This is a genomic window from Arsenicibacter rosenii, assembly GCF_001870735.1.
Lineage (GTDB): Bacteria > Bacteroidota > Bacteroidia > Cytophagales > Spirosomataceae > Arsenicibacter > Arsenicibacter rosenii.
The window spans coordinates 138154-164943 of sequence record NZ_MORL01000010.1 but is presented as its reverse complement, the minus strand read 5'-3'; the positions used below and the strand labels follow the sequence as shown (position 1 = coordinate 164943).

The following is a 26790-nucleotide window of genomic DNA, read 5'->3' as shown; positions in this document are numbered from 1 at the left end:
TCAAAACTGTACTCAACGCCGCTGGCCGGAGCAGTCACCGTAATCGCGCCCGTCGACAAGAAACACGTCGGCTGCACGACACTGACCGTCGGGGCGGACGGCACCGCCGGTGCCCCATTCACCGTCACACTCACCAGATCTGACTCACAGCCCGAGGCCAATGAGCGCACCTTCACCAAATACACGCCCGAGACTAACCCGCTTTTTGAACTGCCTGATTGATAGCTGGCCCCGTTGTCAAAACTGTACTCAACGCCGCTGGCCGGGGCCATGACCGTCATCGTGCCCGTCGACAACGAGCACGTCGGCTGCACGACATCCACCGTCGGGGCGGACGGCACCGCCGGGGCGGCAGTGACCGTAAATTTGTTTACTACAGAAACACAGTTGGTCTGTACGTTCCGGGCGGTCACAGTGTAGCTACCCGGGACTAATCCCATAAATTGTGTATCGGTCTGATAATCCCCCCCATTCAAACTATATGCTATCCCGGTACCTGTCGGCGCGGTCAAGGATATTGTACCCGTTGTAGTGGCACAGCCGGGTTGTGTTACAAACCCATCCGGACGAGCCGGAGCCTGGCAGGGAGGCGGGGCATTCATACAACGCGTACCGTCGTTCGACGATGTTGTCATGCCGGTACTTGCGAATAGATTTCCGGAAACCCGGGCCGTTGTACTGGCCACTAAGAGATGTGGCTTGTCAATCCTGAAAATTTTGCCGCCCTGATTATCCTGAACATACAAATTACCTTCGCTGTCTGAATAGGCCGCACCAAAACCGGTTCCTGTTGATACTGACCATTGAACAACACCTAACGTTGTGCGGACACCCGTTGTGGTATTGTAGCGCAACAGTAACGAGCTTTGATTAATGGCGTAAATATTGCCGTCCACTACGTTGAGTGCCCAGTCTGCAATGGTCGTACCAGTTGTGGTTAAGTCGGAAAGCGTTTGTAGATACGTTGGCGAGGAAGGATTCAGATCAATCCGTTTGATCACCGAACTACCTGAACTTAAATACATAATTCCATTGGCGTCAATATCACCAACATCGTAGGACCCAATGGCCAGACCGGAAATGGTAAAAAACTGAACCGACCAGTCACCGCCTATCCGGACCAACTGGTCGGTTCCTGACCGATACCCCCATAAATAATTATCCAGGATATTGTAGCCAACTGCCTGTATTTGCCGCCCCCCGATTCCTGTTCCGATCAGGTTATTCTTCACTAATGTGGTTTCGCCGGTCAACAGGTTAACAGCATAGGCATCTGTAGGACTGCCCTGCAACAGATAGGCCGGCATGGAGCATGAAAAAGTGGGCGGATCGACCGCCTTACGCGGTTGGTTACGCACATTTTTTACCGGTGGATTGATCGCATATAGACCAATTGAGCAAAAGAGTAACAGTAAAGTAAACGGTTTTTGCATGGCACAAACATGACAAAATTTTAATTTGTCTGTCAGACGCCTGTATCATAGCAGAGTAACGACCCGCTTATATATATAACCGTATTGTCCTATTTCTTAATGAAAGAATAAATAGCCGAGCGCAATACCCGCTAAAACACCCACAAAATCAGCAACTAAACCTGCAACAATCGCATAGCGGGTTTTCTTGATACCAACTGATCCAAAATAGAGCGCAACGATGTAGAAAGTAGTGTCAGCAGATCCCTGAAAAATACAAACGAGCCGCCCAATAAATGAATCCGGTCCGAATTGCTTCATGGCGTCGATCATCAACGCCCGTGCGCCGCTTCCGCTTAAAGGTTTCATTAAAGCCACCGGCAGCGCGTCCGTAAAATCTGTATTCACACCGGTCAGGCTAAAAAGGTATTTCAGGCCCCCTACCAGATAGTCCATCGCGCCGGCATTGCGGAAAGCGCCGATGGCCACCAGCATGCCAACGAGGTACGGAATAATACGCACTGAGGTCTCAAAACCAGCCTTTGCCCCTTCAATGAACGTGTCAAATATGTCTATTTTCTTCACAACCGCCCCGGCCAGAAAGCTGACAATAATCGAAAAGAGCAGCACATTACCAACTACTTTCGACACCTGCTCAATAGCTTCTTTAGGCAATCCTGATAAATACCATAAGGCCAGCGCCAGAAAGGCCGTTATACCACCCAGCCAGCCCAGTACCGTTGCATTCAGCAAATTCAGTTTTTGCTTAAACGCAACAATGATGACACTTACTACGGTGGTCACATACGTTCCGATCAGGCATGGGATAAATACATCGGAAGGGTCCTGAGCCCCCAGAATAGCACGCTGGGCCATAATCGACAGGGGAATAATGGTAAGCCCGGACGTATGCAGCACCAGAAACATAATCTGCGCATTGCTGGCCGTATCTTTCTGCGGATTCAATTCCTGTAAGCTCTGCATCGCTTTTAGCCCGAAAGGGGTCGCCGCATTATCAAGGCCCAGCATGTTTGCCGAAAAATTCATAATCATCTGGCCGTTAGCCGGATGATCTTCAGGCACTTCCGGAAAAAGTTTATTAAAAAACGGTCCGATTACACGGGCAATGACATTGATGGCTCCGATACGCTCCGCAATGTTCAGCAAGCCCAGAAAAAAGGTCATCACCCCGGCCAGCGGTAAGGCGATATCCATCACCGCGATTTTCGACGAGTCGAATAACCCTTCGATAATAACCTTAAAAATCTCGGTATCGCCCAGAAAAATGAGTTTGGCCAGTGCCACAAGAAAAGCAATAAGGAAGAAAGCGACCCAAATGTAATTTAGTGCCATATTTTGACGACTTGTGGCTGATGATTGTAGTTCGTTAATTAGTTTTAACCCCAATATTCATCATTCAGCCGCAAAATTCAACGTTCAATGCCGCATAAATCCATTTTTTTTCTGGTTACATTGCTCATCCATCTCCTTTCCTGTCCGAGGATAAAGGCTCAGGACATTGAAAAAGCGATGATCAACCAGGGCCTGACTGACGTTCAGACACTGGATCCGTCGATTCTGGTAGAGTTAAAGTATTCGACAACCGATAACTTTATCGGCAAGGATGTATATGGTGATTTAACCCGCGCTTATCTGCAACCAAAGGTGGCCCGTCAGTTGGTTCAGGCGAACCGGTTCCTGAAAGAAAAACATCCTGATCTGCGCCTGCTGGTTTATGATGCAGCCCGCCCCCGTAAAGCACAATGGAATCTGTGGAACGCGTTACCGCACTATCCGGAACGCCAGCGCCGGACCTATGTGGCCGACCCACGTGAGGGCTCTATTCATAATTATGGCTGCGCCATCGACCTGACTATTGCCACAGCCGATGGCAAACCCCTTGATATGGGTACGAAATACGATTATTTCGGCGAACTGGCTTATCCGAAAGCCGAAGCAAGATTATTGGCCGCCGGTAAACTTAACCGGCAGCAGATCAGCAACCGGCAGTTGCTCCGTGAGGTCATGCGGCGGGCCGGTTTTCTACCTATCGAGTACGAATGGTGGCACTTCAATGCCCTGTCCCGTGCCCGCGCGAAACAAACATACAAACTGATTGAGTAGCACCGGGCAAGGATTACCGGATGTTGGATATGACTAAGTACTGGTATCCAGCATCCACCATCTAGTACGTTGCCATTTCGGGCTCAATTTCGGTTGCCCAGGCATGAATACCGCCGGTCAGATTGTAGAGATTTGTCCGGCCGGTCTGGGCAAATAAATAGTCGATCACATTAGCCGAGCGGATGCCATGGTGGCAATAAACCACGACCGGCCGATCCGCCGGAATTCGCTTAAGGTTATTCGGAATCATGCTGACCGGAATCAGTACGGCTCCGTCAATGTGACAAAGCTCATATTCCGGTCGTTCGCGCACATCCAGCAGAAAGACCTCTTCATTATTCATCAGGCGGTTCGCCAGTTCCTGAACCGATATTTTCGACGGTTCATTGGTTTTGACGGCCACCTGCTGACGATGCTGTAGCCCTTGCCGCGCCTGCTCTTCAGCATCCGCCCGTCGTTTCACTTTGATTTTCTGTGTCGATACGTTGAGCAGATCCAGCATCACCAGATGCTCCTTCAGTGGCTCGCCGATGCCGGTAATCAGTTTGATCACTTCACTAGCCTGATAGGTTCCGATTACTCCGGGCAATACGCCCAACACGCCGGTATCTGAACAATTCGGAATTTCAATCTCGCCGGGCAACTCCGGAAACAAGCAACGATACGTAGGTCCGCGCTGCCCTTTTTCCGGATCCAGCACAGCGTTAAACACCGCGATCTGTCCTTCAAACCGGTGAATGGCCCCGTATACAAACGGCTTGCCGAGGCTTACGCAGATATCATTGATCAGATAACGTACTTTGAAATTATCCGTACAATCGACCACAATATCATACTCCTCGATGATGGCCCGTGCATTGCTATATTCCAGCGCTACCGTATAGGCGTCGAACGTCAGTTCCGGGTTCAGTTTCTGCAAATGAGCAACCGCCGATTTTGCTTTGTGTTTCCCGATTTCGTTAGTAGTATACAAAACCTGCCGCTGTAAATTACTGATATCGACCACATCATGATCGACGATACCAATATTACCGACACCGGCCGCCGTCAGATAAAGTAACACCGGGCAACCCAAGCCTCCCGCTCCGACAATCAGTACTTTGCTGTTTTTCAGTTTGATTTGACCTTCCTGGCCGATTTCCGGCAGATTAAGGTGTTTTTGATAACGTTTAAGTTCAATCGGAAGCAGGGTCGTTGTCATATACTTCTTATTACACTACACTACCTAACAACACTTCCGGTGCTACAGTTCTTAGTATATACCTGCATTTTCTTGTATTTTTTGTTGTAAGCTCCTCCTATCAGAGGCCGCCGGAAGGCTGGAGAAAAAGCTAGTTAAAATACACATTTTCCCGCTTCCCTGCGAGTATGAAAACAATATTTTTTTCATACTCGCAGTATGCCTGTTCTCTGGTATGTTGATCCAATGGCCAGGTGCAGAAACCTCATCCTGTACAATCAATAACGCTTAACCTGCCCAAAAGCAACTTAATCTAAAGTAACCAAAAATGCAGTTAAATCCTGTTTTCACGATTTCAAGTACAAAAATGCTCATTCATTTGTTTAAGCAATAATTTACTGGAAATCCATCAGTAAATACCTACATTTGAGATGACTTGTACCTACTGAAAATTTGCTATGGAAAAACTCACCGATGAAGAGTTAGTTCATTTGTTTATGACTACTCGCGAAAACAAATACTTTACTAACCTTTATAAGCGCTATCACAACAAAATTTTAAAAAAGTGCCTGTATTATGCTGCAGGCAACTACAGTGAGGCTGAAGACCTGACCCATAATATCTTTATCCGGATGCTGGAAAAGCTTGACACCTTTCGTCATGAAGCTCGCTTTTCGACCTGGCTCATGTCAATTACAGTTAATTATTGTCTTGACCACTCTCGCCTAAAGCGTAAATTAATTGTAACCTTTCAGGATTTATATCCGATGGCCGACTACATCGGTAACGGCGACACTGACCTGACTGACTTTATTAATTACCGCCTGCAACGGGCTATCAATCGCCTGGAAGAAATGGAGCGTACACTGCTCGTTCAGAAATATCAGGAAGGCCAGAGTATCCGCTTGTTGGCAACACAGTATGCGCTTAGTGAAAGTGCAGTGAAGATGCGGCTCAAACGAGCGAAAGAGCGGCTGCGGTACTCTTATCAGGAGGCGGCCTGACATATATAGTAACGTTCCTCCGGACTATCGCCCGGAGGAACGTATTGGTTTATTCTTCATCTTTCTGATTGCTCTTACCGAGAAAATCCTTCTCTTTCATTCCATCTGATGTATCGTTGACCCTGGAAGGCGACACCTTTACATCTTCCGTTTTTTCCTCAATCAACTTTGCACCTCCGGTTTGGCTCCCTGTGCCAAATTCTTTTCCTGCTTTCTGATTGCTTTTGTCTGTTCTGTCCATATCGTTAAGTATGTTTGTTATGTGGAGAACTGTTCAGGCTGGCAATAGTAAAGTCTTCAGAGATAAAAATGCGCTTCCGGTCCGTTACAGATTGCTCTGCTTTGTTCAATCATATTCTACCGTACCGGTGAACTACCTTCACCCGAATCCATCACAATATGACTCCAATCTGGCAAGTCTGGATTGATACCGGCGGCACCTTTACCGATGGTATCGCGCAAAAACCATCCGGTGACCTTGTACGCACAAAAGTATTAAGCAGCAGTCGCTTACGAGGCATCTTACACCATAACCACATTACTGCCAGCTGGCTCAATGCCCCGATTTTTACCGGTTATCAGATCAGGATTCCGGAAACCGGCGCATCGGCAACCATTGTTTCACTCACCGAAACCGGACTGCTACACACGGAGCCTGCGTTACCGGCAGTATCCTCACCACAAACCGTTGAACTCTTTACCGGTGAAGAAGCGCCTGTTCTGGCGGCCCGTCTGTTAACCCAAACACCCCTACATGCGCCTTTTCCGGCACTGGAAATGCGGCTGGGGACAACCAAAGGCACCAATGCCCTGCTCGAACGCAAAGGCGGCCGTGTGGCACTGGTAGTTACGAAAGGGTTCCGCGATCTGCTACGCATTGGTACCCAACAACGCCCGAACCTGTTTCAGCTCGCTATCCCTCCCGCCGAACTATTATATGATACCGTTATTGAAGCAGATGAACGCCTCAGTGCTACCGGTGACATTATCAGGCCTCTGACAGCAGAACACATTGAATCGCTCATCGACCGGATTAAAACGTTATCTGTCGATGCCGTTGCCATCTCGTTACTGAACGCCTACCGGAATGATACCCACGAGCGCCGGTTAGCAGCAGCGCTGGAGGCCGCCGGTATGCCATATGTGGTCACTTCAACCCGTATATCGACAATACCCCAGTATGTGTCACGTACCCAAACTGCAGTGGTAGAGGCTTATTTATCGCCGGTATTACGAAGCTATCTGAACAACATCCAGCTACAGTTACAGGGTTACCCCGTTCGGGTTATGACCAGTGCCGGTGCCCTGTACCGTGCCGACTTATTCCGGCCGAAAGACAGTCTGCTCAGCGGTCCGGCGGGTGGTGTTATCGGCTCCGCAGCTATTGCCCGGCAAACTCCGGCCATGCTCAAAGACATACCGCCAGGTCTGCACCGCCGCGTGCTTACGCTGGATATGGGCGGCACCAGCACCGATGTCGCCCGTATCGAAGGCGACCAGCCTGATTACCGTTTTCACACACAGATCGGCGGGTTCGACCTGCAACTACCTTCTTTAGCCGTAGAAACCGTGGCAGCAGGCGGCGGGTCGATTTGCTGGTTTGAGCATACCGGACAAGCGTTCGGGCAACTGCGCGTGGGCCCACACAGTGCAGGGGCTAATCCTGGCCCAGCCTGTTACGGTGCCGGAGGGCCGCTAACCATTACCGATGTGAATCTGCTGCTCGGCAAACTACATCCGGCCCGGTTCGGGATTCCGGTTTTTATCGAAAAAGCACAAGCGGCCCTGACAGCGATTCAGGAACGGATTCAGACACTTACCGGTCAGGAACTAACAGAGAATGATTTGCTTAAAGGCTTCGAACGCATCGCCGACGAAGCGATGGCCGGTGCAATCCGGAAAATTTCGGTAGCGCGGGGCTTCGATCCGGTTAACTACTCATTACTGTTTTTTGGCGGAGCCGGAGGACTGCATGGTTGCTCGGTCGCCCGGTTGCTCCACATTGACCGGCTTGTTCTGCCGTTCGACGGCGGTTTACTAAGTGCTTATGGCATCGGACAGGCACAAATTGAGCGGATAGCAACGCAAGTGGTTCTTAAACCGCTGCAGGAGGTAACAGATGCCCTTCCAGGGTTAATTGAGCGGTTAGGTACCGGGGCCATCGACGCCCTGCAGGCAGATGTTGGTAAAGCGACACCTGTAATCATCCGGTCGGTCTTGCTGTTTCTTCGGTTTTCCGGTCAGGAAACAACGTTGGAGATCCCGTACACCGCAACCCAAAACCTGCCTTCCCTCTTCCGTGAGGCCTATACGCTCCGCTACGGCCACTTTCCCGAAAACCGGTCAATCGAGCTGGAAAGTGTGCGTGTTTTTGCCTGCACGGATCCGGCAACCCGTACAGAAAGTTCAACACCACGCGACCTTACACAAACTGAACCAGCATTCCACACGGGCCATTATGCCGTCTATGACTGGACTCAATTAGGCCCCGGCGATACTTTTTCGGGACCGGCGTTACTGCTCAATAAAACCTCTTCCGCTTTTATTGAGACAGACTGGCGGGTGGTTATAGGTCCGGACAACAATGCAGAAGCCGTTTATCAGTCCGCCCGGGCAGCGCAGACAGGCGCACAGACCGCAGATATCGTTCAGACCGAGTTATTTGCCCGCCGGTTTATGGCCATTGCCGAGGAAATGGGAGCGCAGTTACAGCGTACAGCCTTTTCGGTAAATGTTAAGGAGCGCCTCGATTTTTCCTGCGCTGTCCTTAACCAATACGGGCAGCTGGTTGCCAATGCCCCCCACATTCCGGTGCATCTCGGCAGTCTGGGGGTGTGCGCCCGACTCTCAATTGCCTCACTGCCCCCCCTACAGCCCGGCGACGTCATTATTACCAACCACCCAAAATACGGCGGTTCGCATTTACCCGATGTAACACTGCTAAGCGGCGTTTTTTCTGATAACGACGAGCTTATCGGCTATGTGATCAACCGGGCGCACCATGCCGAAATCGGGGGTAAAGTACCTGGCTCCATGCCGCCGGATGCGACCAGTCTGGCCGAAGAAGGCGTTGTGCTGGTTCCGCAGTATGCCGTCCGGGACGGCGTCTTCCTGTGGGAAGAAGGGCTGAAAAGCCGCTTTACCGACGCCCCGTATCCAACCCGCTCGCTTGCCGAGAACCGGGCAGATATCGAAGCGGCGATTGCCTCCCTTCGTACCGGTGAACTGGCCCTGCAGGCCCTCGCCCGTCAGGAAGGCCTGACCACAGTCCATCATTACATGGACCGGCTCGCTCTAACCGCACAAAGCGCGATTCAGCGGGTATTGCAGCCATTGAGCGGCCAGGTGTTCAGCGCCGAAGAGTTGCTTGATGACGGCCATAAAATCTGTGTCCGGATACAGGTCAACGGCAATGAGTTATTGTTTGATTTTTCGGGCACCTCCGCCGTACACCCCAACAACCTGAATGCCAACCTGTCTATTCTGCACAGTGCTGTGCTTTACGTTTTGCGGCTTTGGTGTAACGAAGATATTCCGTTGAACGAGGGATTGATGGTACCGGTTCGCCTCGAAGTGCCTGCCTCATTTCTCAATCCTGATTTTGCGGATGACCCGGCACAATGTCCGGCCGTAGTGGGTGGCAATACCGAGGTTAGTCAGCGGCTCGTCGATACCTTACTGAAAGCGCTGGGCCTTTCGGCCTGTAGTCAGGGAACCATGAACAACTTTCTGTTTGGCCGGTCGGCGGCGGAAGGCCTCCAGCCGTTTGGCTATTATGAAACGATTGGCGGTGGTGCCGGAGCTACGGAAGGCGCTGACGGCCGGCCGGCCGTGCACCAGCATATGACGAATACCCGTCTGACAGATCCGGAAGAGTTTGAACGACGCTATCCGGTCCGGCTGCATCAGTTCAGCATCCGGCAAGGCTCGGGCGGCAACGGACAGTGGCAAGGCGGAGACGGGATTATCCGTGAAGTAGAATTTCTGGAACCGGTTCAGGTAACCCTGGTAAGCCAGCACCGCGTGGTTGCGCCTTATGGCCTTAATGGCGGGCAGGCCGGCAAACCCGGTCAACAAATGCTTATCAACGAAAAGGGGGAAGAGGAAGCACTACCAGGCATTTTCAGCCGTCCGGTACGGGCAGGCCAGCGTATCCGGATCGAAACCCCGGGCGGTGGCGGCGCTGGGAACGTTTAAGTTTATTTCAGCGCCTCGTAGATTACGTCGTTAATCCGACGGCGCAGTTTCGTGGTGTTGATGGATGTATTGGCAGCCGTCGGGTTGATCCGGTTAGAGAGGAAAACAAAAACCAGTTCCTGATCCGGGTCAATCCAGACGACATTGCCCGTAAAGCCGGTATGACCGAATGACCGAATGGATGCCTGCGGAGACAGGTATACGCTGTTGCCGTCCGGATTAGGCTTATCCCAGCCAAGGGCCCGGTAACTGCGGTTGCTGATGGTTTGCGAAAAATACGGGAGGGTCTGTTCCTGCAGAAAACGCTGTCCGCCATACATGCCCTTTTGCAGATTCATTTGCAGCATGGCCGCCACGTCCTGCGCATTACCAAACAACCCGGCATGGCCCGAAACGCCGCCCTGTACAGCAGCCATCTGATCATGCACGGTACCGGTCAGCAGGGTATGACGGAAATAAGTATCGAGTTCGGTCGGCGCACAACGCGGATATACCAGGCGCTGTAGCGGGGTAAACCCAATCACCGAGAGCCCCATCGGCTTGTAAAACCGCTCGTCCATGAACTTATCCAGTGACTGCCCGCTAACCCGTTCAACAATTTTCTGTAAGGTCAGAAAACCAAGATCGCTGTACACATACGCTGGTTTTCCATCCTCAACCTTTTTTGACATCGGCGACTGAATAACCCATTTCCAGACCGAATCTTTCAGCGCGGGTTTTGCCCAGAGGTTTGCCGCAATCTGTAAGGTATATTCGCTGTCCGGCGTTTTGCTGTAATATTCCGGTTTCAGCACACCGCCCGGCGTACGGGTACGGTCCCAGATGGTTGAATACGAAGAAATTAACCCCGACTGATGCCAGAGAATATCCTGAACGGTAATATTCTGTTTGTTAGTCCCCCGCAGTTCCGGCAGGTAGAACGACGCCTTCTGGGTCAGGTCAATGGCCTTCTGGTCATACAGATACATCACGGCCTGAAGGGTACTCAGCACTTTGGTTACCGAGGCCAGATCATAAATCGTTTCTGACGTAACCTTTTCGGGATTGTTGTAAGCCAGTGTACCAAAGTTTTTATTATAGACAATTGTTCCCTTACGGGCAACCAGCACCTGGCAGCCCGGCACGACCTTGTCTTTAATCGCCTGCTGCACCATTTTGTCGATCAGTTGCAGCTTGGCAGAATTCATCTCAACGCTTTCCGGTGTACCATAACCGAGGCGACCGTTCGGGGCCACTTTCAGGCCATCGCCGGCTTTCCGCCAGTCACCGATTGAGATCGGCAGCACACCTTTTGCCGCCAGTCCGCCAAAGATCACTTCGGCAGCCGCCCGGTGCATTTCATCAAAATCCTGATACCCGCACACAATGGCGTTGGCGCCCGCAAACTGACTCATACTATACGGCGATCCGAATGCGGCTACCACCACCCGAACCCCTCTTTGCCGCAGTTTATTGAGCACCATTAACGACCCTTGACTGATACCATATTTGCGGAAAGCGGATTCGCTCATGCGGTGAAAACTCATCACCACCATATTAGCATCACCGACCTGCGCCACAATGTTGTTAGCTTCAGCTTCAGTCACCGGCTTTTCCGGATAGGTTAAATTGCGGAAAGGTGCATACTGGTTCAATGATTTCTGAAACGCATTCTGCGGATCAATGCCAATCGCCACCGAAGCCAGCTTTAGTGTATCCAGCTTTGTCAACGGCAGAATCGCCCCCTGATTTTCGACTACCGTCAGCGCCTGGTTACACAGCTCCTGTTTTAGTTGCATGGCTTCCGGCGAGTTCAGATCCCGGTTCAGGTTAGCCAGGGCAATCGGTTTATATTGGTTCAGACCGGCCCAATACTTAGCCCGGAGAATCTTCTTTACTTTCTCATCAATAAATTCCTGCGAGATGACTCCTTGCTGCACCGCATTCAGAATGGTATGCACAGCATCTTTCACATTTTCGGGATACAGCAGAATGTCGTTACCCGCAATCAGCGCCCGAAGGTTTACATCAACCGCACGACCTGCACGACTTACGCCGCCCATGTTCAGGGCATCGGTAAACACCAGCCCACGGAAGCCAAGTTCTTTTTTAAGCAGTTCAGTCACCACTTTTTCAGACAGGGTTGCCGCCAGCGCCGGCCGGTTATCAACAACGGGCACGTGCAAATGTCCCGTCACCACCCCCATCAGGCTGTCGGCGATGAGTTTCCGGAACGGATAGAGATCAATATCACGGAGTTGCTCCGAGGAGCGGCTGATTATCGGAAGGGTATGATGTGAGTCGGTGCTGGCATCGCCATGGCCGGGGAAGTGTTTGGCCGTTGCAATGATGCGGTTATTCTGCAGGCCTTTCATGTAGGCAGAGGCCTTAATCGCTACGTTTTCCTTAGTTTCGCCAAAGGAGCGGATACCGATCACGGGATTAGCCGGATTACTGTTGATATCCGAAACCGGGGCAAAGTTAATGTGGATGCCTAACCGGTGGCACTGACGCCCGATCTCTTCCCCCATGCGGTAAACAAGGCCGTTGTCGCGGATGGCGCCCAATGCCATCTGCTTCGGGAAATCCATCGCACTGTCAAGCCGCATCCCCAGTCCCCACTCCCCATCTATCCCGATCAGCAGCGGAATTTTTGACAGGCTCTGGCACCGGTTGGTCATGATTGCCTGACGGTAGGGTCCGCCCTGGAAGAAGATCAAACCGCCGATATTATACGTTTGGATTAGGTGTTCAATGTATAACCGGTGGTTTTCGCTGCGGTTAGAAAACGCAGCGACCATAAAAAACTGACCTACCTTCTGCTGAGGCGTCATGGTCTGGAAGACACTATCAACCCAATGCCGGCCGCTATCGTCGATCATTAACACCTCGACCGGCTGCCCGATCCGTACCGGCGCTGTTACAGGTGCAAGAGGCAGCGGGGCACGCTTTACAACCAGATGTCGGGCAGCAACTTTACGGGCTTTTTTGGGTATGAGTATGTCTGTCCATAGGCGATTGGTCGTCATATGCAGACCAAAGGCTGTCAACAAGCTGATTATCAACAAAAAGCATGCAGACATCAGTAGGACCAGTCTTTTCCTCATGGGTACTTGGTACGGTAAAACAATGAAAACGGACGCGAACTCAAATTAAACGAATTCTAAAAATATATAAACTTAGTATGTTACCCTAAATTTTAGAGTAATTATTCAACATTTTAACGCTTTTTTCATAAAACAGTTATATTTGCCGGTTTATATTGTATGCTGATTTATAGTAACTTGTCAGTAAAATAACAGTTTATCATACCTGATGCTATTTTATCCTATGCACTTATTGGCCGGGAGCTCCCGAAATCCTTTGTAGCATACAGAGTTTGCTGTTTCAACGCATGTTGGTATAGTAGCGAGTAACTATTTTGACTATGAAAATCCGGCAATTGCTGCCCTGTCTTCTATGCATCTGCACGCTAACAGTAAAAGCACAGGTTACGAGCAAGGCATACAAAGCCTTACTCGAAACATTGTACAGTAAAACCGTACCGCTGGTTTCGTGTGAGGAACTGAAAAAAATGCCGGATCCGGTGCTGCTCGATACCCGTGAATCGAGAGAGTATGCTGTAAGCCACCTGCCCGATGCCCGCTGGGTGGGTTATGATGATTTTGACATCAGCCGCGTGAAAGACATTCCTAAAACGGCCGTTATCGTTACCTACTGTTCGGTTGGGTATCGCAGTGAAAAGGTGGGAGATAAACTACTGGCTGCCGGTTATAAACACGTCTATAACCTCTACGGAAGCATTTTTGAATGGGTAAACCAGGGCAATACGGTCGTGGATCAGCATGGGAAGCCAACGCGCCGCGTCCATGCCTACTCCCGGGCCTGGGGGATCTGGCTCAGGAAAGGGGAAAAGGTATATGACTGAAACGAGTCTCCGGGAAAAAACTAAGGATAAGAGGGAAAGTATAAACCCTATACCCCTCCCCCTTATCCTCTCGATCTTACTTAATACTGCTCTACGCCGGCAAAGAAGAATGACCCTTCAATCGCCGCGTTTTCGTCTGAATCTGAGCCATGGATGGCGTTTGCCTCAATTGATTTTGCAAACAGTTTCCGGACTGTTCCTTCAGCAGCCTGTGCCGGATTGGTAGCGCCAATCAAGGTACGGAAGTCAGCTACAGCGTTTTCTTTTTCCAGAATCATCGGAACAATCGGACCCGATGACATGTATGCACAAAGTGAGCTATAGAACGGACGTTCGCTGTGAACAGCATAGAATTTTCCGGCTTGTTCGCTGGTTAACTGCGTCTTTTTCAGCGCGATGATCCGAAAACCTGCTTCTTCAATCATTTTGATGATTGCACCGGTATGACCGTCAGCAACGGCGTCCGGCTTGATCATCGTAAATGTACGGTTTGTTGCCATGGATGAATGCCAAATTTTATTTGGGTGCAAAGGTAGGGACTTTTCGGCTACAATTTCCTAAACTCCCGGCAAGATGCTGTTGAGACGAGAAAACTTCGTATTTTTGGCGATTGATTTTCGGCCAAGGCCGTCTGTGTATGCAAGATATTGAAGCGATTGGCGACCTGCTTAAACAGCCGCAATCCATCCTGATTACCACTCACCAAAACCCCGATGCCGACGCCATGGGTTCGTCGCTGGGTTTGGCGGGTTACTTAAAGAAACGGGGTCATCGTGTGACAGTGGTCACACCAACCGATTATTCGCAGAATTTGCACTGGCTTCCGGGCAATGATGAAGTCATTGCCTTTGAAGAAAAAGCCCGTGTTGCCATCAGTCAGTTGATGGACGAAGTCGATATCATATTTTGTCTCGACTTTTCCAGCATTGAACGCATCCGCGAACTGGGTCAGATGGTCCGCCAGTCGCGGGCCAAAAAAATTCTGGTCGACCACCACCTGGAACCGGAATCATTTACAGACCTCGGGTATTGGGATCCGACGGCAGCGGCTACCGCCCAGCTCATCTTCTATCTCATTGATAAGCTAGGGGATCTCGATCTGATCGACATGTCGATTGCCGAGTGCCTTTATGCCGGTCTGATGACCGATACAGGCTCGTTCCGGCATCCGTCGACCACCGGCGATGTACACCGCATGGCCGCTTTTCTGGTCGACCGGAAAATCAACGTCAGTAACATCCACCGGCAAATCTACGACAATGTGTCACTCGAGAAGCTACGGATGCTGGGGTATGTCCTGAACGAAAAACTGCGCGTGCTGCCGGAATATAAATTCGCCTACATTACCTTATCGGATAGTGAGCTGAAACGTTTCCGTTCAAAAACAGGCGACACCGAAGGGCTGGTCAATTATGCTCTTTCGGTTGACGGTGTGGTTGGCGCCGCTATTCTGATCGACCGCGGCGACGAAATCCGGCTGTCTTTCCGGTCGATCGGCGATTTTTCGGTCCGCGACCTGGCCAGCCGTCATTTTAACGGCGGCGGACACCGGAACGCCGCCGGAGGACGCTCCCGCCTGTCATTAGCAGAGACCGAAGACTGGCTGCTGTCAGTACTGCCGATGTATCAGGAGCAATTACTTGAAACGCATTAAACGATTACAATAAACCAATTCCCAATTCATGTTTTTAAAAGACCTCGGAAAAGCCGCTTTGTTGATGGCCGTGTTGGCATCCTGCGGAAAAGACCGCGTTCAGGTAAGTGATACAGGGTTGAAATACCAGTTACACGACCAGAACTCTGATGCCCGCAAAGCCAAAGTTGGCGATGTCATGACAATCCATCTGACGCTGAAAAACAGCAAAGACTCTGTGTTGCGTGATACGCACAAAGAAGGGACTCCGCTGAAACTGATGTTGCAGGTACCTCCCTTTAAAGGCAGTTTTGAAGAAGGTCTGGCGATGCTCGCTAAAGGCGACAGCGCAACTTTCTTCGTTAGTGCGGATTCGCTGTTTGGCCGTGCTATGCAGCCAATGCCTCCGGGCGTAACGAAAGGCTCTGATATCGCGTTCAACGTCAAAATTCTGAACGTTCAGAGCGAAGAAGAATACCGTAAGTCGGAGGCCGAAGCGATGGGCAAACAAAAAGGCATCGACGATAAGGCAATCGTTGCTTACCTGGCAAAAAATAACCTGACCGGCAAGGCACAGAAAACGGAAAACGGTGTGTATTATATCGTTTCTCAGGACGGTACCGGTCCGCAGCCACAACGGGGTGATGCCGTTACTATCCATTACACCGGCAAATTGCTGGACGGCAAAGTATTCGACTCATCGCAGAAAACCGGTCAGCCAATTCAGCTGCAAATTGGTGTTGGTATGGTGATTCCGGGTTGGGATGAAGCTATCCTGAAGCTGAAAAAAGGCACCAAAGCGACACTGGTTATTCCGTCAACAATGGGTTACGGCCCACAAGGTTCACCTCCGGCTATTCCGGGCAACTCGGTTCTGGTATTTGATGTAGAACTGGTGAATGTACAGAAAGCGCCGGCAGCCGGTCAGGCGCCGGCAGGTGCACCGCAGGGAGCGCCGCAGGGTCGTTAATTCTCAGGCGTTCAAGCACCAATTTGCGCGCAATTTCGTTTATATAAAACGGGCGAATAACCGGCTCTTTGCCGCCTTGTTCGCCCGTTATGCTTACCAACTTTAAGCAAACATGCCTTTACGAGTAAACATAAATACGAAGCTGCTACTGCTGGCGGGAATTGCTGTCGGCCTCTGGGGCTGTGAGCAGGCAGGTGAGGCGCTGACCGAACGCTACAAACGGCAGAACGATACTGAAATTAACCAGTATATCGACAAAAACGGCCTGCGGGATAAAATCCAGCAAACGGAGGTAGGTACTTATTACATGGTAACGACCGCTGTTCCGACCGCTCAAACGGCTAATACAGGGGATGAGATCCAGTACCATTTTATTGCCCGCCGCCTTGACGGTACAATCGTCGACAGTACCGAAATTGCGGCAAACGTCCCCAATAAATTTATTGCCGGCGTGTATAGCGGGATTACGGCCGGTCTGTATGATGGTATCATCAATTCCGGTACGGTTAGGGGAAAAGGGCTGCGAAAAGGCGAGGCAGCCACTTTACTGGTTCCTTCTTATCTGGACAACGGCCGCGTAGGAACCCTGTTACTGCCTCAATATGCACCGATCCGTTACGACGTACGCGTTGTAAACATCCGCACTGAAGATCAGCAGATTGAAGATTATATCGCCGCCAATAAGCTGACGATCACCAAAAAAACCGACGAAGGGGTACGCATTGCCGTAACCTCGCCGAAGCCGGATTCAGCCTATGCACAAACCGGCCAGACAGCATCGGTATTGTATAAAGGAAAACTGCTGAACGGTACACAGTTTGATAGCCGCCAGGACTCCACAAACGCCTTTTCATTTAAAATCGGTGAAGGCTCCGTTATTAAAGCGTGGGACATTGCGCTGCCACTCGTCCGGAAAGGAGAAACATTTATTCTTATTCTGCCATCGACCGTTGGGTATGGTATTGCCGGAAGCGGCTCAGGTTCAACCGCCATTCCTCCCTATGCTCCGCTTGTTTTTGAAATCAGGGTACTGAGCTCAAAATAAATTTAAAACGGGGAATCTCCCTGGCCGTTCGTAGCTTTACGAACGGCTTTTTTTATTTCCACTATGACACTCTGTTTTGCCACTAACAACGCGCACAAGCTCGAAGAAGTAGCGCACGGTTTAGGTGATGCGTTCACCCTTCAGACATTAAAAGACATCGGCTGTAACGAAGAGCTTCCTGAAACAACCGGTACCATTCCGGGCAACTCGCGGCAGAAAGCCGGGTATGTATACAAGCATTTTGGCGTCTCCTGCTTCGCCGATGATTCAGGGCTGGAAGTAGATGCGTTGAATGGCGAGCCGGGCGTTGATTCAGCCTTTTATTCCGGCACACGGGACCACGGCAAAAACATTGAAAAACTACTCCGGAACCTCACTGGGGTTACCAACCGCCGCGCCCGTTTCCGTACGGTATTTACGCTGATTCTGCACGGTGTAGAGCATCAGTTTGAGGGTATTGTAGAGGGTACTATTCAGGCAGCCCCGCGCGGAAGCGGCGGTTTTGGTTATGATCCGGTATTTGTTCCTGAGGGTTACGACCGCACCTTTGCAGAAATGTCGCTGGAGGAGAAAAATAAAATCAGCCATCGTGCCAGAGCCCTGGCCGGTCTGACGGCTTACCTTAATCAACAGATCCACTGAATTTTCACCGTTCAACTACAGTGACTTTTGCTCTGCGCCATGTAGCGTAGACATGTGCGTCATTGCCGTACTGTCTGCTACGGTAGATTACCTGTAAAGAATAAGGCCCCGCTTCACGTTGAAGCGGGGCCTTATTCTTTTGTTTATGTCTGGCGCTGATTAAAAGAATTTAGCGCGGCGATCTTCAATTTTAGCAGACTCCTTAATGGCTTCGTTGATGTAGAAACCAGTCCGTGATGATACGTTCTGCTGCAACATGTTTTTGTAAACCGTGTAATCAGCAACGGCCGGAGCAGGTGTTACGCGTGTTGTTTCCAGCACCAGCACACCAGCTTCACCAGCGAATGGCTTAGAACGCTTACCGGCTTTCTGGCCAAATGCCTTACCCAATGCAACCGGGTCTACACCGGCGCTGCGCAGGAAGCCCGTTGCCAGGTTAACGTCTGTTACATCTTCAACCAATGCACCTGAACCGTATTTCTGAGCAATGGCTTCCAAAGTACCGCTGGCCGACCCTAATTTCGAAATGATCTGCTCTGCTTTCAGTTCGTTACGAACTTTTGCTGTCAGTTCCTGGCGATAATCGTCAACCGATACATTTTTTTTATCGCTCTTACCCGTCAGAACAGCAACGACATATTGCTCGCCCAGATCGAATGGTTCAGATACAGCATTCAGGTCGGTTTTATCGTCGAATGCCCAACGAACCAGCTGACGGGCATCAGTCAATGCATTCACGGTATTAGCACTTTCCGGAATCCGGTCAGCGGTAGCCACAACCAGTGATTTATCCTCTTTCACTTTCGCCATGAACTCGTCTTTCGTACGGGCTTCAGAAGCAAACTGATCGGCTTTACGCAACACTTCGTCACGGGTAACCTGGCTTGGCGTAATTGTCTTACCAACCGTTGCTAAGCGGTAGAGCGTGTTTGTCTTAGCTTCAGTTACCTTAATGATGTGGAAACCGAAATCCGTTTCTACCACTTTAGGCAACAAGCCTGTACCGCTGTGCGCGAATACGGCCTGCTCAAATGGTTTAACCATCTGACCATTGTCTTTGAAGTACCCCAGGTCACCGCCTTGCTGTGCGGAACCGTCGGCGCTGTTGGCCTGAGCCAGTGCTTCGAAGCTGGCGCCACCCTGAATTTGCTTCAGAATGTCTTCGGCACGACGACGGGCCTGTGCTTTTGCCGAGTCAGTCTGTGCCGTCGGACGGATCAGGATATGGCTGGCCCGTAAAGTATAGCTCGTATCTTTTTTCGTTCCGCCGTATTTTACAATAAAATATGTGCTGGCTTCACGGAAAGGACCGTAAACACCACCTGGGGCGAATGTACCCAGTGACGTGCGGATCTGCTCCGGAATTTCACCGGTTGTCATGTACAACGGCAGACGGACATCAGAGTTTACGATCGCAAATGATGAATCATTCTTGGCCGCACCTAAGCCACGGGCCAGCGATTTGATTTCGTCATACAGGCTGGCGCTGTCTTCTTTTGACGGTACAACCGAGAACGTCACATATTGCATTGAACGGCTGTCTGCACCCGGATATTCATCTTTGTGCTTATCCAGATAATCCTTCAGCTGTGAGTCGGTAACTTTTACCGTTGTATCGTTGATGGTATAATAAGGCACAAACAGGAACTTAACATCTGCCTTGCTGTTTTGTGCGTCATATTCTTTTTTTGCTTCAGCCGATGTGGCAAATACGGACAAACGCATCAGGTTTTCGTACTTTTCACGCAGGCGGTCAGAGCTCAGGTTTTTCTCAAAGCTCGCCCATGCTGCCTGCTGCTGAGGCGGCAGGTTACGCATGCCTTTCAGGTAGCTGATGATCTGATTTTTGTCAAAAACACCGGTTTGCGGGTTGGTAAACGCCTGACGAACAGCAGGGCTGATATTTTTACCCTGCACCATATCTACCAGTTCATCCGGTGACACTTTCAGACCGAGCTTGTCGAATTCTTCCTGATAAGCAATGTCAAAGATTAACTGATTCCAGGCCTGCTCACGAATCTGAATCATATCCTGTTCGGCAGGTGCGCGGCCGGTTTGCTGCTCGTATTCTGAGCGCAGCTGATCTACTTTTAAATTGAAGTCCTGATAATCAATCGACTGTCCGCTGATTTCTCCTACTTTCTGACTATTTCCGCCAAATAGCGAGTTTTGCCCCATCATCAGGTCACTCCCTACGATGAAAAGAATCAAGCTAATGGCCACAATCGCGACAGCGATACCAGATCGTTCTCTGATTTTGTTAATTAACGACATCTCGGTTTGAACAACATTTAGAACCGCAAAATAACAATTTTCCTTGCTGGTTTACAAATAGAAACAAAAGGTTTCGCAAAGTACTGATGTGCAGGGGGCTAAGGGCGCAGGGCGGAGAGCCAGTGCGCGGAGCGGAGAGCATAGGGCTCTGTGTTCTGCGCCCTATGCTCTCCGCCCCCTACACTACGCTACTGAGCAAGTTCCATGCCGATTTGATGAAAAACCGGTCCTTCAACGCTAATAACCGCAAACCGGGCAAACAATTCTTCACTATACCAGCGTCGCTGACGGGTACGCTGTACGACTTCCTTATGCCCGCTTTGCCGGTACGCATATTGGTTGATGGCTGCCCCATCGCGCCAGACACTGATCGTGCATTGCTGTACCAGTGGTTTCTCGCCTACCCCCAGCGCAAAAAGCAGCTGGTCCTGGTGGTGCTGCAGCATCTGACGGGCTTGTGGCACATGCCGCCAGAAATCCGGCAGTGCCCGCCAGCGGATGGTGGCGCGGGTCAGCACGGCAACGGGGCCATGCTGATGATCGTCGGGCAGCGGGTTAGTCATGAACGGGTTCTGCCCGTCCCAATTTCCGTGCGACCGGAAGGGCCGGAGGTATAGGGTACCGGTAGCCGATGTACCGTAGAGCAGCCGGCCAGCCTCTGTTGATTGCCAGAACGCCCGCGCCTGCTCTAGTGACTCCCAGACACCCAGAAACACATATTGAGAAAAATCAGGCACAACGCCGAAGTCGCGGCCGCTCCCGAGCAGCTTCTGAAACCGCAAGCCTGTAGCGGTAAAGGGCTTCATCAGAAAACGCCCCATATTGCCGAACGCCCGGAAACGGGCTCCTTTCGGGTATTGTAATACGGTTACTGTAACGATGGACATGGCGCTATAACACAGGGACGGGTAACCTTGTTTGCAGACAGGCACCACTACGCCAACAAATGAAAATACCTACGTATTATTTGTTACATTCCTCCTCTGAGCCGTATTATACGCTAAAAGCCACAACTAGCTATGATTGAACAACTTTCCCCCCCCCCAATAACTTAGTAACAACAGAGAAACTACGTTCAGGTTTAGATGAACTTACAGCTCAGGAGTGGAAAGATTTTAGCGTTGACGATTCAGGATTTTACCTATAAGGAAATTTACTATTATAAGACTTTATTAAGCAGCTTATTTACATCATATTATAAGCCACGTTTTCTGCATTAATTTAATTAATAGCATGAGTTATAAAATTATATATTTTCTTATTATTCTCTTTTTAGAATCAACTCATGCTTATTGCCAAACGTCAGGCAAGATAATAGCGTCATCTACAAAAGAGCCAGTCCCTTATGCCACTATTTTTATCAAAAACAGAAATATAGGCTTTCACTCAGATAGTGACGGGAATTTTACTATCGCTGCAAACATACTGGAAAATGATAGTCTGTATGTGCAGGCTCTTGGTTTTAAAACAGCGATATTAAGATACACAAAAGATATGTCGTTATCTGTTATTACGTTAGATGAAGCACCGATTCTTTTACAGCAGGTTACGGTAAAGAAGAAAAATAAACCCGATTTTGTCTGGAAAGGAGCAAAAGGAGAACATAAAGGTTTTATTTTCGGACAAATGGGGGGATCAATATTACGGGAAGTTGCTCTGTATATTCCTAATGAGGATAAACTAGAGGGGTTTCTTGATGAAGTGGCATTTTATATAGTCCGGTTTGGACAGCATAAAACCCCTTTTCGGGTGCATGTATATGATGTAAATGGCGATATGCCAGGCAAAGAACTGCTTTCAGGAAACGTAATTCTTGCCGGCAAACGCCCCAATAAATATACCACTGTTGATATAAGTTCGTATAATATTCCTTTTGGAGAAAACGGAGTTTTTATCTCCATGGAATGGTTAAATCTGAATGACAAAAAATATTTTTATACCATCAAACATTACAACAGTAAAGCAACAGATACGTATTATGGCCAACAAATAGGTTTATCGGGCGAATTTGAAGAACTCTATGGCAGAGTGCGTATAAATAACGGTCCGTGGAAAAAAATGACCGCAGGTTTCGCCTCTCCAATGTTCAGGGCAAAAATTTCGTTTTAGAAGGAAATTACATGCATCGTGATACATCCCGAACTTGTTGCACTTACTGTTTATTAAACCACGCACCATTCTAAAAGTAAGATCTTGCTAAACAACCTGATCACCACTGGTATATGAATGGGTTAGTTTGGCTACTAATGCACTGTCAATAATCTGTTTTTTCTGAATTACATTTTCCGATAGAAGCGCAGCAGCCTGGCGTTTCAAGGCGACACCGCCAGGCTACCTATAGCCTGGCTATTAGCCCGAACAGACCTTTGGTCAGTATGCTGTATACATACATGACCAAACCAATGCGAAACCTATACGCAGGCATCTTTTTACTATTACAGGGGCAGAACGCCGTGTTTGCCCAGACCGGCAGCGATCACGAACCGGTACGCTACGTCGGCGGGATCAGCGCTGACCCGCAGGTGCACGAGGGGCGGCTACGCTATGCCATCGGCGTCGAAAACCGGCAAACGGTCCGTGTTAACCGCACCCATCCCGAACTGGCTGATGGCTTTGGCTGGACCTACAGCCACGCCTCGAACCTTTGCTACTGGAACAACACCTTTTATCAGCAATACTTGAGCAACCCCGCCGACGAGCACATTGCGCCCGGGCACACGCTGATCGTCACCTCCCCGGACGGACGAACCTGGAGTAAACCAACCGTTGTGTTTCCGCCTTATAAAGCGCCCAAAGGCGTCAGGGTCCCCAGGGGGTCAAAGGGGTATATGATGCATCAGCGGATGGGCTTTTATACAGCCCCGAACGGACGGTTGCTGGTACTTGGGTTTTATGGACATGCTGAAGATCCGTTCCGCGAGGGCGGGATCGGGCGTGTGGTGCGCGAAGTGTACAAAGATGGCACCTTCGGGCCCATTTATTTTATCCGCTACAGCAGCCACAAAGCGGTAAACGGTACGCAGTGGACAGAAAAAAATACGGCATATCCCTTCTACCACAAATCCGGTGATGCCGGTTTTGTAGAAGCCTGTAATGCCCTGCTCCGTGATAAGCTTATGACACTACAGTGGCGGGAAGAAGACAACGGGCTGGACGGGTTTTACAAAAATAATCTGGACAAATCGCTCGACATCCAGGCACTCTCTTATTACCACCGCAAAGACGGGCAGGTCGTTGCGCTCTGGAAACGGTCAAAAGCAGCGTTATCGGCCGATGAAGGCACGACCTTCTCTAGGCCGGTCAAGGTGCCGACGCTGACTATGGCCGGGGGCAAACAATGGGGGCAACAGACCGGCGACGGGCGTTATGCGATCTGCTACAACCCGGTTGAGATGGACGAACACCGGTTTCCGCTGGTGATTATTACCGGCGACGACGGGGCCATTTTCGACAACATGCTGCTCGTCCAGGGCGAAGTACCGCCACGGCGTTTCTTCGGGCGCTGGAAGGATTTTGGCCCTTGTTACATGCGCGGCATTGAGGAGGGCAACGGCAATCCGCCAGGCAACGACATGTGGCTGTCCTACAGCATGAATAAGGAAGACATCTGGATTAGCCGCATCCCAACGCCTGTCCGTTACGAAATCAAAGGCCCGGTTAACGATTCGTTTGACGGGCTCGCCCTGAACGGTGCTGTCCCGGACTGGAACCTGTATGCTCCGCAATGGGCACCCGTAACGGTTGTGAATACGCCTGATAAAGCCGGTAAGTGCCTCGAACTGGCCGATAAAGACCCCTATGATTATGCACGGGCCATCCGGGTATTTGAAGAAGGCAGTCAGATTGAGTGCTCGGTGTCTGTTTCACCGGCACAGCAACAGACAGGATCGCTCGATATTGACCTGACCGACCGTTATGGCAACCGGCCTGTCCGCCTGCGTTTTGACGACAAAAGCCAGATTGTCGTAACCGATGGTGGTACCGAAAAAATCGTGCAGCCCTATGAAGCGGGTCAGTGGTATACGATCAGCCTGACGGTGCATGCAGCGCTATCGGGTGGCTGGTTCGATGTGATCATTAACGGTAAAAAGGTAGTGGAGCATGCCGCGCTGGCAGAGGCGGTCAAATCGGTAGAACGCTTATCGCTTCGCACGGGGCCCTACCGCGATCTGCCGAACCGGAAAACGCCGAACGAGGAGCCGCATCCACCACTAGCCGGGGCTGACGAGCCGGTGACGCCGGCCGTTTTTTATGTGGATGATGTGGTGATCAGGAAGCGATAAAAGCAAACTGCCCCTCTCTTGAAAAATCAGGAGAAGGGCAGTTTGCATACCTTACTAATTGCCTCAGAAAATCTATTATGGCTTTGGGTAAACAGGCAATAGACTACTTTACATGCTAGTAATCGCCGCTGGCGCCGCCGCCGCCGAAGCTGCCGCCGCCAAAACCGCCAAAACCACCACCGCTGCTGCCGCCACCACTGCCCCAGCCGCCGGATGAACTCCCCCAACCGGAATAGGTTGTCGGCGGGAAAAAGATCGGCCCGCCGCCGCCCCCCCGGTATCGGGTACCACCGCCGCCATTACGACGGCTGATGATGATGACCAGGATGATGATCCCGAAAATCAGGAAAAAGAAAAAGATACCGCCTCCGCCGCCGTCATCATCCGATGATTCATCGGCTTTGTATTCACCACTGGCACGTTTGATGATTTCGGTCGTTGCTTCGTCAAGGCCCTGGTAATACCGCTGTTCCTTAAATGCGGGCGACATGATGTTTTTAATAATCCGGTTCGCTACTGCATCAGGAATTGCCCCCTCCATGCCATAACCCGTAGCGAGGGTTATCTTACGGTCACCGGTGGCCCAGGCTAAGACCAGACCATTGTTTTTTTCATTCTGACCAATACCCCATTTGCGTCCAACCTGAAACCCAAAATCCCCGATAGGATATGGCTGGGTTGTCCGGACAATAACGATGGCAATCTGGGTCGAGGTAGAATCGTTATAGGCACGCAGCTTTTGTTCCAGTTGTGAACGCTCCGAGGGCTGTAAAATGCCGACAAAGTCGTTCACTAACCGCGGCGGATTTGGCCGGTCAGGAATGACCGCATCACCCGTATTATCCTGCGCCCATACCGGTAGCAGGGAACACAATGTCAGCAACATGGCTCCAAGCAACCGTACCAAAGATTTATTTGCGAGTAAACTCATAAGAAACAAGTTGAAGAAACAGGCATGCTGCTTCCGGGTGGGCTAGGCAAACGAAATATCATCGGGCAGTTCGTTGACATCGTCGTCCTGCCGCGGGAAAAAGGCCTTGAGCTGTAATCCCGCCTCGGTAATACCCCGGCACAACCCTTCGGTAATCTGGCCTTGTCTGAAGTGATGCCGGAGCAGGTCCTTAGTGCTATCCCAGAAACCGGCCGGTACTTTGTCGTTAATGCCCTTGTCGCCGATAACGGCAAACCTCCGGTCGTCGAAGGCCAGATAGAAGAGGACACCATTCTGCTCCCTCGTCTGGTGCATGCCCAGATGCGCAAAAACAGCAATCGCCCGTTGTATGGAGTCTTCTTCCGGACATCTGGCTTCCACATGCAGACGCACCTCACCCGACGTAGCCAGTTCGGCTTCCCGAATGGCTTCCATGATCTGATGCTGTTGCTCAGGTGTAAATACCGCGTTTTCCATAGTGGCAGCGTTTAGAGCATAGCGCTCAGGGCGGATAGCATCGAGCGCTATGCCCTGAGCGCCCCGCCCTGAGCTCGTTAAAACTGTACTGTCGGTGCGTTTTGGGCAGCCTGAGAAGCTTCGAATAAACCCTTACGCTGGAAGCCGAAAATGCCGGCAAAAATGTTATTAGGAAACGAACGGACCGATTGATTGTAGGTCGTTGCTACCCCGTTAAAATCATTACGGGCCACGGTAATCCGGTTTTCCGTACCTTCCAGCTGGGCTTGTAAATCGGAGAAATTCTGGGTAGCCCGCAGCTGCGGATAGCTTTCTGCTACCGCCAGCAAACGCGACAGGGACCCCCCTAACTGATTCTGGGCAGCCTGGAATTTCTGTATATTTTCGGGCGTCAGCTGGTCGGCGGTCAGCTTAACCGATGTGGCATTCGAACGGGCTTCAATAACTGCCTGCAGCGTACTTTTTTCAAAGTTAGCGGCGCCCTGCACCGTCCGGACGAGGTTTGGAATCAGATCTGCCCGACGCTGATACTGGGTCTGTACATTGGCCCATGCCTGTTCAACTTTTGTATCTTTTTCTACAAGTCCATTATACGAACTACAGCCGTACATGCCTAACACAATGGCGATGACAACGAAAATTATGAGTCCTTTTGACATAGTTTTATTTCAATTTTAATGGGCGATTGCCGGTAGCAAATGTGGTTAAATT

Annotated in this window: 21 protein-coding genes; 10 read left to right on the top strand and 11 right to left on the bottom strand. The window is 50.5% G+C overall.

Annotation, left to right across the window (positions count from 1 at the left end; translation table 11 throughout):
- On the bottom strand, positions 1 to 1358 hold a 1358-nt coding region (locus BLX24_RS18710; RefSeq protein ID WP_218160704.1), incomplete at its 3' end, for a DUF6923 family protein.
- 171 nt (positions 1359 to 1529) lie between these two features.
- Positions 1530 to 2765 carry a spore maturation protein gene (locus tag BLX24_RS18705; protein ID WP_071504706.1) on the bottom strand — a complete coding sequence of 412 codons (1236 nt, stop codon included), beginning with the start codon at positions 2763 to 2765 and terminating at the stop codon, positions 1530 to 1532.
- 87 nt (positions 2766 to 2852) lie between these two features.
- On the opposite strand from BLX24_RS18705, the gene BLX24_RS18700 reads away from it, so the two are divergent.
- Positions 2853 to 3536: a M15 family metallopeptidase gene (locus tag BLX24_RS18700; RefSeq protein WP_071504705.1), complete on the top strand. Its 684-nt coding sequence runs from the start codon at positions 2853 to 2855 to the stop codon at positions 3534 to 3536.
- Positions 3537 to 3597: 61 nt separating this feature from the next.
- Here BLX24_RS18700 and moeB read toward each other — a convergent pair whose 3' ends face one another.
- Positions 3598 to 4737 carry a molybdopterin-synthase adenylyltransferase MoeB gene (moeB, locus tag BLX24_RS18695; protein ID WP_071504704.1) on the bottom strand — a complete coding sequence of 380 codons (1140 nt, stop codon included), beginning with the start codon at positions 4735 to 4737 and terminating at the stop codon, positions 3598 to 3600.
- Between the two features lie 437 nt (positions 4738 to 5174).
- On the opposite strand from moeB, the gene BLX24_RS18690 reads away from it, so the two are divergent.
- Positions 5175 to 5720, top strand: a complete 546-nt coding sequence (locus BLX24_RS18690) for an RNA polymerase sigma factor (RefSeq protein ID WP_071504703.1) — start codon at positions 5175 to 5177, stop codon at positions 5718 to 5720.
- Between the two features lie 49 nt (positions 5721 to 5769).
- On the opposite strand, the gene BLX24_RS18685 is transcribed toward BLX24_RS18690, so the two are convergent.
- Entirely contained in the window at positions 5770 to 5961 is a 192-nt protein-coding gene (locus BLX24_RS18685; RefSeq protein WP_071504702.1) for a hypothetical protein, read from the bottom strand.
- 158 nt (positions 5962 to 6119) lie between these two features.
- On the opposite strand from BLX24_RS18685, the gene BLX24_RS18680 reads away from it, so the two are divergent.
- Positions 6120 to 9917, top strand: a complete 3798-nt coding sequence (locus tag BLX24_RS18680; protein WP_229201842.1) for a hydantoinase B/oxoprolinase family protein — start codon at positions 6120 to 6122, stop codon at positions 9915 to 9917.
- Between the two features lie 2 nt (positions 9918 to 9919).
- Here the strand turns inward: BLX24_RS18680 and BLX24_RS18675 are convergent, their stop codons facing one another.
- The gene (locus BLX24_RS18675; protein ID WP_229201843.1) at positions 9920 to 12778 is read right to left on the bottom strand and encodes a serine hydrolase domain-containing protein; all 2859 of its coding nucleotides are present in this window, start codon (positions 12776 to 12778) and stop codon (positions 9920 to 9922) included.
- A 545-nt stretch (positions 12779 to 13323) separates the two neighbouring features.
- Here BLX24_RS18675 and BLX24_RS18670 point away from each other — a divergent pair.
- Positions 13324 to 13824: a rhodanese-like domain-containing protein gene (locus BLX24_RS18670; RefSeq protein WP_071504700.1), complete on the top strand. Its 501-nt coding sequence runs from the start codon at positions 13324 to 13326 to the stop codon at positions 13822 to 13824.
- Positions 13825 to 13904: 80 nt separating this feature from the next.
- Here BLX24_RS18670 and BLX24_RS18665 read toward each other — a convergent pair whose 3' ends face one another.
- Positions 13905 to 14324: a nucleoside-diphosphate kinase gene (locus tag BLX24_RS18665; RefSeq protein ID WP_071504699.1), complete on the bottom strand. Its 420-nt coding sequence runs from the start codon at positions 14322 to 14324 to the stop codon at positions 13905 to 13907.
- A gap of 137 nt (positions 14325 to 14461) precedes the next feature.
- Between BLX24_RS18665 and BLX24_RS18660 the strand changes: the two genes are divergently transcribed.
- The 4 genes from BLX24_RS18660 to rdgB all read left to right on the top strand — a co-directional run bounded on the left by BLX24_RS18660 (position 14462) and on the right by rdgB (position 18114).
- Positions 14462 to 15478, top strand: a complete 1017-nt coding sequence (locus BLX24_RS18660; protein WP_071504721.1) for a DHH family phosphoesterase — start codon at positions 14462 to 14464, stop codon at positions 15476 to 15478.
- A gap of 28 nt (positions 15479 to 15506) precedes the next feature.
- Complete coding sequence (locus BLX24_RS18655) at positions 15507 to 16427, top strand: FKBP-type peptidyl-prolyl cis-trans isomerase (RefSeq protein WP_071504698.1); 921 nt, start codon at positions 15507 to 15509, stop codon at positions 16425 to 16427.
- Between the two features lie 112 nt (positions 16428 to 16539).
- Positions 16540 to 17472: an FKBP-type peptidyl-prolyl cis-trans isomerase gene (locus tag BLX24_RS18650; protein ID WP_071504697.1), complete on the top strand. Its 933-nt coding sequence runs from the start codon at positions 16540 to 16542 to the stop codon at positions 17470 to 17472.
- A gap of 63 nt (positions 17473 to 17535) precedes the next feature.
- Complete coding sequence (rdgB, locus tag BLX24_RS18645) at positions 17536 to 18114, top strand: RdgB/HAM1 family non-canonical purine NTP pyrophosphatase (protein ID WP_071504696.1); 579 nt, start codon at positions 17536 to 17538, stop codon at positions 18112 to 18114.
- Between the two features lie 159 nt (positions 18115 to 18273).
- On the opposite strand, the gene BLX24_RS18640 is transcribed toward rdgB, so the two are convergent.
- Positions 18274 to 20388: a peptidylprolyl isomerase gene (locus tag BLX24_RS18640; protein ID WP_071504695.1), complete on the bottom strand. Its 2115-nt coding sequence runs from the start codon at positions 20386 to 20388 to the stop codon at positions 18274 to 18276.
- A 188-nt stretch (positions 20389 to 20576) separates the two neighbouring features.
- Positions 20577 to 21275, bottom strand: a complete 699-nt coding sequence (locus BLX24_RS18635) for a DUF3291 domain-containing protein (RefSeq protein WP_071504694.1) — start codon at positions 21273 to 21275, stop codon at positions 20577 to 20579.
- Between the two features lie 346 nt (positions 21276 to 21621).
- Between BLX24_RS18635 and BLX24_RS18630 the strand changes: the two genes are divergently transcribed.
- Together BLX24_RS18630 and BLX24_RS18625 are read left to right on the top strand one after the other, a co-directional pair.
- Positions 21622 to 22497 (top strand): carboxypeptidase-like regulatory domain-containing protein, encoded by an 876-nt coding sequence (locus tag BLX24_RS18630; protein ID WP_083422055.1) that lies wholly within the window; start codon positions 21622 to 21624, stop codon positions 22495 to 22497.
- 293 nt (positions 22498 to 22790) lie between these two features.
- Positions 22791 to 24671 (top strand): polysaccharide lyase family protein, encoded by a 1881-nt coding sequence (locus BLX24_RS18625; protein WP_071504720.1) that lies wholly within the window; start codon positions 22791 to 22793, stop codon positions 24669 to 24671.
- A gap of 115 nt (positions 24672 to 24786) precedes the next feature.
- Here the strand turns inward: BLX24_RS18625 and BLX24_RS18620 are convergent, their stop codons facing one another.
- The 3 genes from BLX24_RS18620 to BLX24_RS18610 form a co-directional block, all read right to left on the bottom strand.
- On the bottom strand, positions 24787 to 25602 hold the full coding sequence (locus BLX24_RS18620) for a TPM domain-containing protein (protein WP_071504692.1): 816 nt from the start codon (positions 25600 to 25602) through the stop codon (positions 24787 to 24789).
- A gap of 42 nt (positions 25603 to 25644) precedes the next feature.
- On the bottom strand, positions 25645 to 26079 hold the full coding sequence (locus BLX24_RS18615; RefSeq protein WP_071504691.1) for a TPM domain-containing protein: 435 nt from the start codon (positions 26077 to 26079) through the stop codon (positions 25645 to 25647).
- A 77-nt stretch (positions 26080 to 26156) separates the two neighbouring features.
- Positions 26157 to 26738 (bottom strand): LemA family protein, encoded by a 582-nt coding sequence (locus BLX24_RS18610; RefSeq protein WP_071504690.1) that lies wholly within the window; start codon positions 26736 to 26738, stop codon positions 26157 to 26159.
- Positions 26739 to 26790 lie beyond the last annotated feature (52 nt).

What these genes read in the sequence shown, in the direction of transcription:
- BLX24_RS18670 (WP_071504700.1), top strand. Translation starts at nt 13,324, where the DNA reads ATGAAAATCCGGCAATTGCTGCCCTGTCTTCTATGCATCTGCACGCTA.
- BLX24_RS18630 (WP_083422055.1), top strand. Translation starts at nt 21,622, where the DNA reads ATGAGTTATAAAATTATATATTTTCTTATTATTCTCTTTTTAGAATCA.
- BLX24_RS18635 (WP_071504694.1), bottom strand. Translation starts at nt 21,275, where the DNA reads ATGTCCATCGTTACAGTAACCGTATTACAATACCCGAAAGGAGCCCGT.
- BLX24_RS18665 (WP_071504699.1), bottom strand. Translation starts at nt 14,324, where the DNA reads ATGGCAACAAACCGTACATTTACGATGATCAAGCCGGACGCCGTTGCT.
- BLX24_RS18700 (WP_071504705.1), top strand. Translation starts at nt 2,853, where the DNA reads ATGCCGCATAAATCCATTTTTTTTCTGGTTACATTGCTCATCCATCTC.
- BLX24_RS18625 (WP_071504720.1), top strand. Translation starts at nt 22,791, where the DNA reads ATGCGAAACCTATACGCAGGCATCTTTTTACTATTACAGGGGCAGAAC.
- moeB (WP_071504704.1), bottom strand. Translation starts at nt 4,737, where the DNA reads ATGACAACGACCCTGCTTCCGATTGAACTTAAACGTTATCAAAAACAC.
- BLX24_RS18610 (WP_071504690.1), bottom strand. Translation starts at nt 26,738, where the DNA reads ATGTCAAAAGGACTCATAATTTTCGTTGTCATCGCCATTGTGTTAGGC.
- BLX24_RS18640 (WP_071504695.1), bottom strand. Translation starts at nt 20,388, where the DNA reads ATGTCGTTAATTAACAAAATCAGAGAACGATCTGGTATCGCTGTCGCG.
- BLX24_RS18650 (WP_071504697.1), top strand. Translation starts at nt 16,540, where the DNA reads ATGCCTTTACGAGTAAACATAAATACGAAGCTGCTACTGCTGGCGGGA.
- BLX24_RS18620 (WP_071504692.1), bottom strand. Translation starts at nt 25,602, where the DNA reads ATGAGTTTACTCGCAAATAAATCTTTGGTACGGTTGCTTGGAGCCATG.
- BLX24_RS18675 (WP_229201843.1), bottom strand. Translation starts at nt 12,778, where the DNA reads ATGATCGACGATAGCGGCCGGCATTGGGTTGATAGTGTCTTCCAGACC.
- BLX24_RS18655 (WP_071504698.1), top strand. Translation starts at nt 15,507, where the DNA reads ATGTTTTTAAAAGACCTCGGAAAAGCCGCTTTGTTGATGGCCGTGTTG.
- BLX24_RS18685 (WP_071504702.1), bottom strand. Translation starts at nt 5,961, where the DNA reads ATGGACAGAACAGACAAAAGCAATCAGAAAGCAGGAAAAGAATTTGGC.
- BLX24_RS18660 (WP_071504721.1), top strand. Translation starts at nt 14,462, where the DNA reads ATGCAAGATATTGAAGCGATTGGCGACCTGCTTAAACAGCCGCAATCC.
- BLX24_RS18705 (WP_071504706.1), bottom strand. Translation starts at nt 2,765, where the DNA reads ATGGCACTAAATTACATTTGGGTCGCTTTCTTCCTTATTGCTTTTCTT.
- rdgB (WP_071504696.1), top strand. Translation starts at nt 17,536, where the DNA reads ATGACACTCTGTTTTGCCACTAACAACGCGCACAAGCTCGAAGAAGTA.
- BLX24_RS18680 (WP_229201842.1), top strand. Translation starts at nt 6,120, where the DNA reads ATGACTCCAATCTGGCAAGTCTGGATTGATACCGGCGGCACCTTTACC.
- BLX24_RS18690 (WP_071504703.1), top strand. Translation starts at nt 5,175, where the DNA reads ATGGAAAAACTCACCGATGAAGAGTTAGTTCATTTGTTTATGACTACT.
- BLX24_RS18615 (WP_071504691.1), bottom strand. Translation starts at nt 26,079, where the DNA reads ATGGAAAACGCGGTATTTACACCTGAGCAACAGCATCAGATCATGGAA.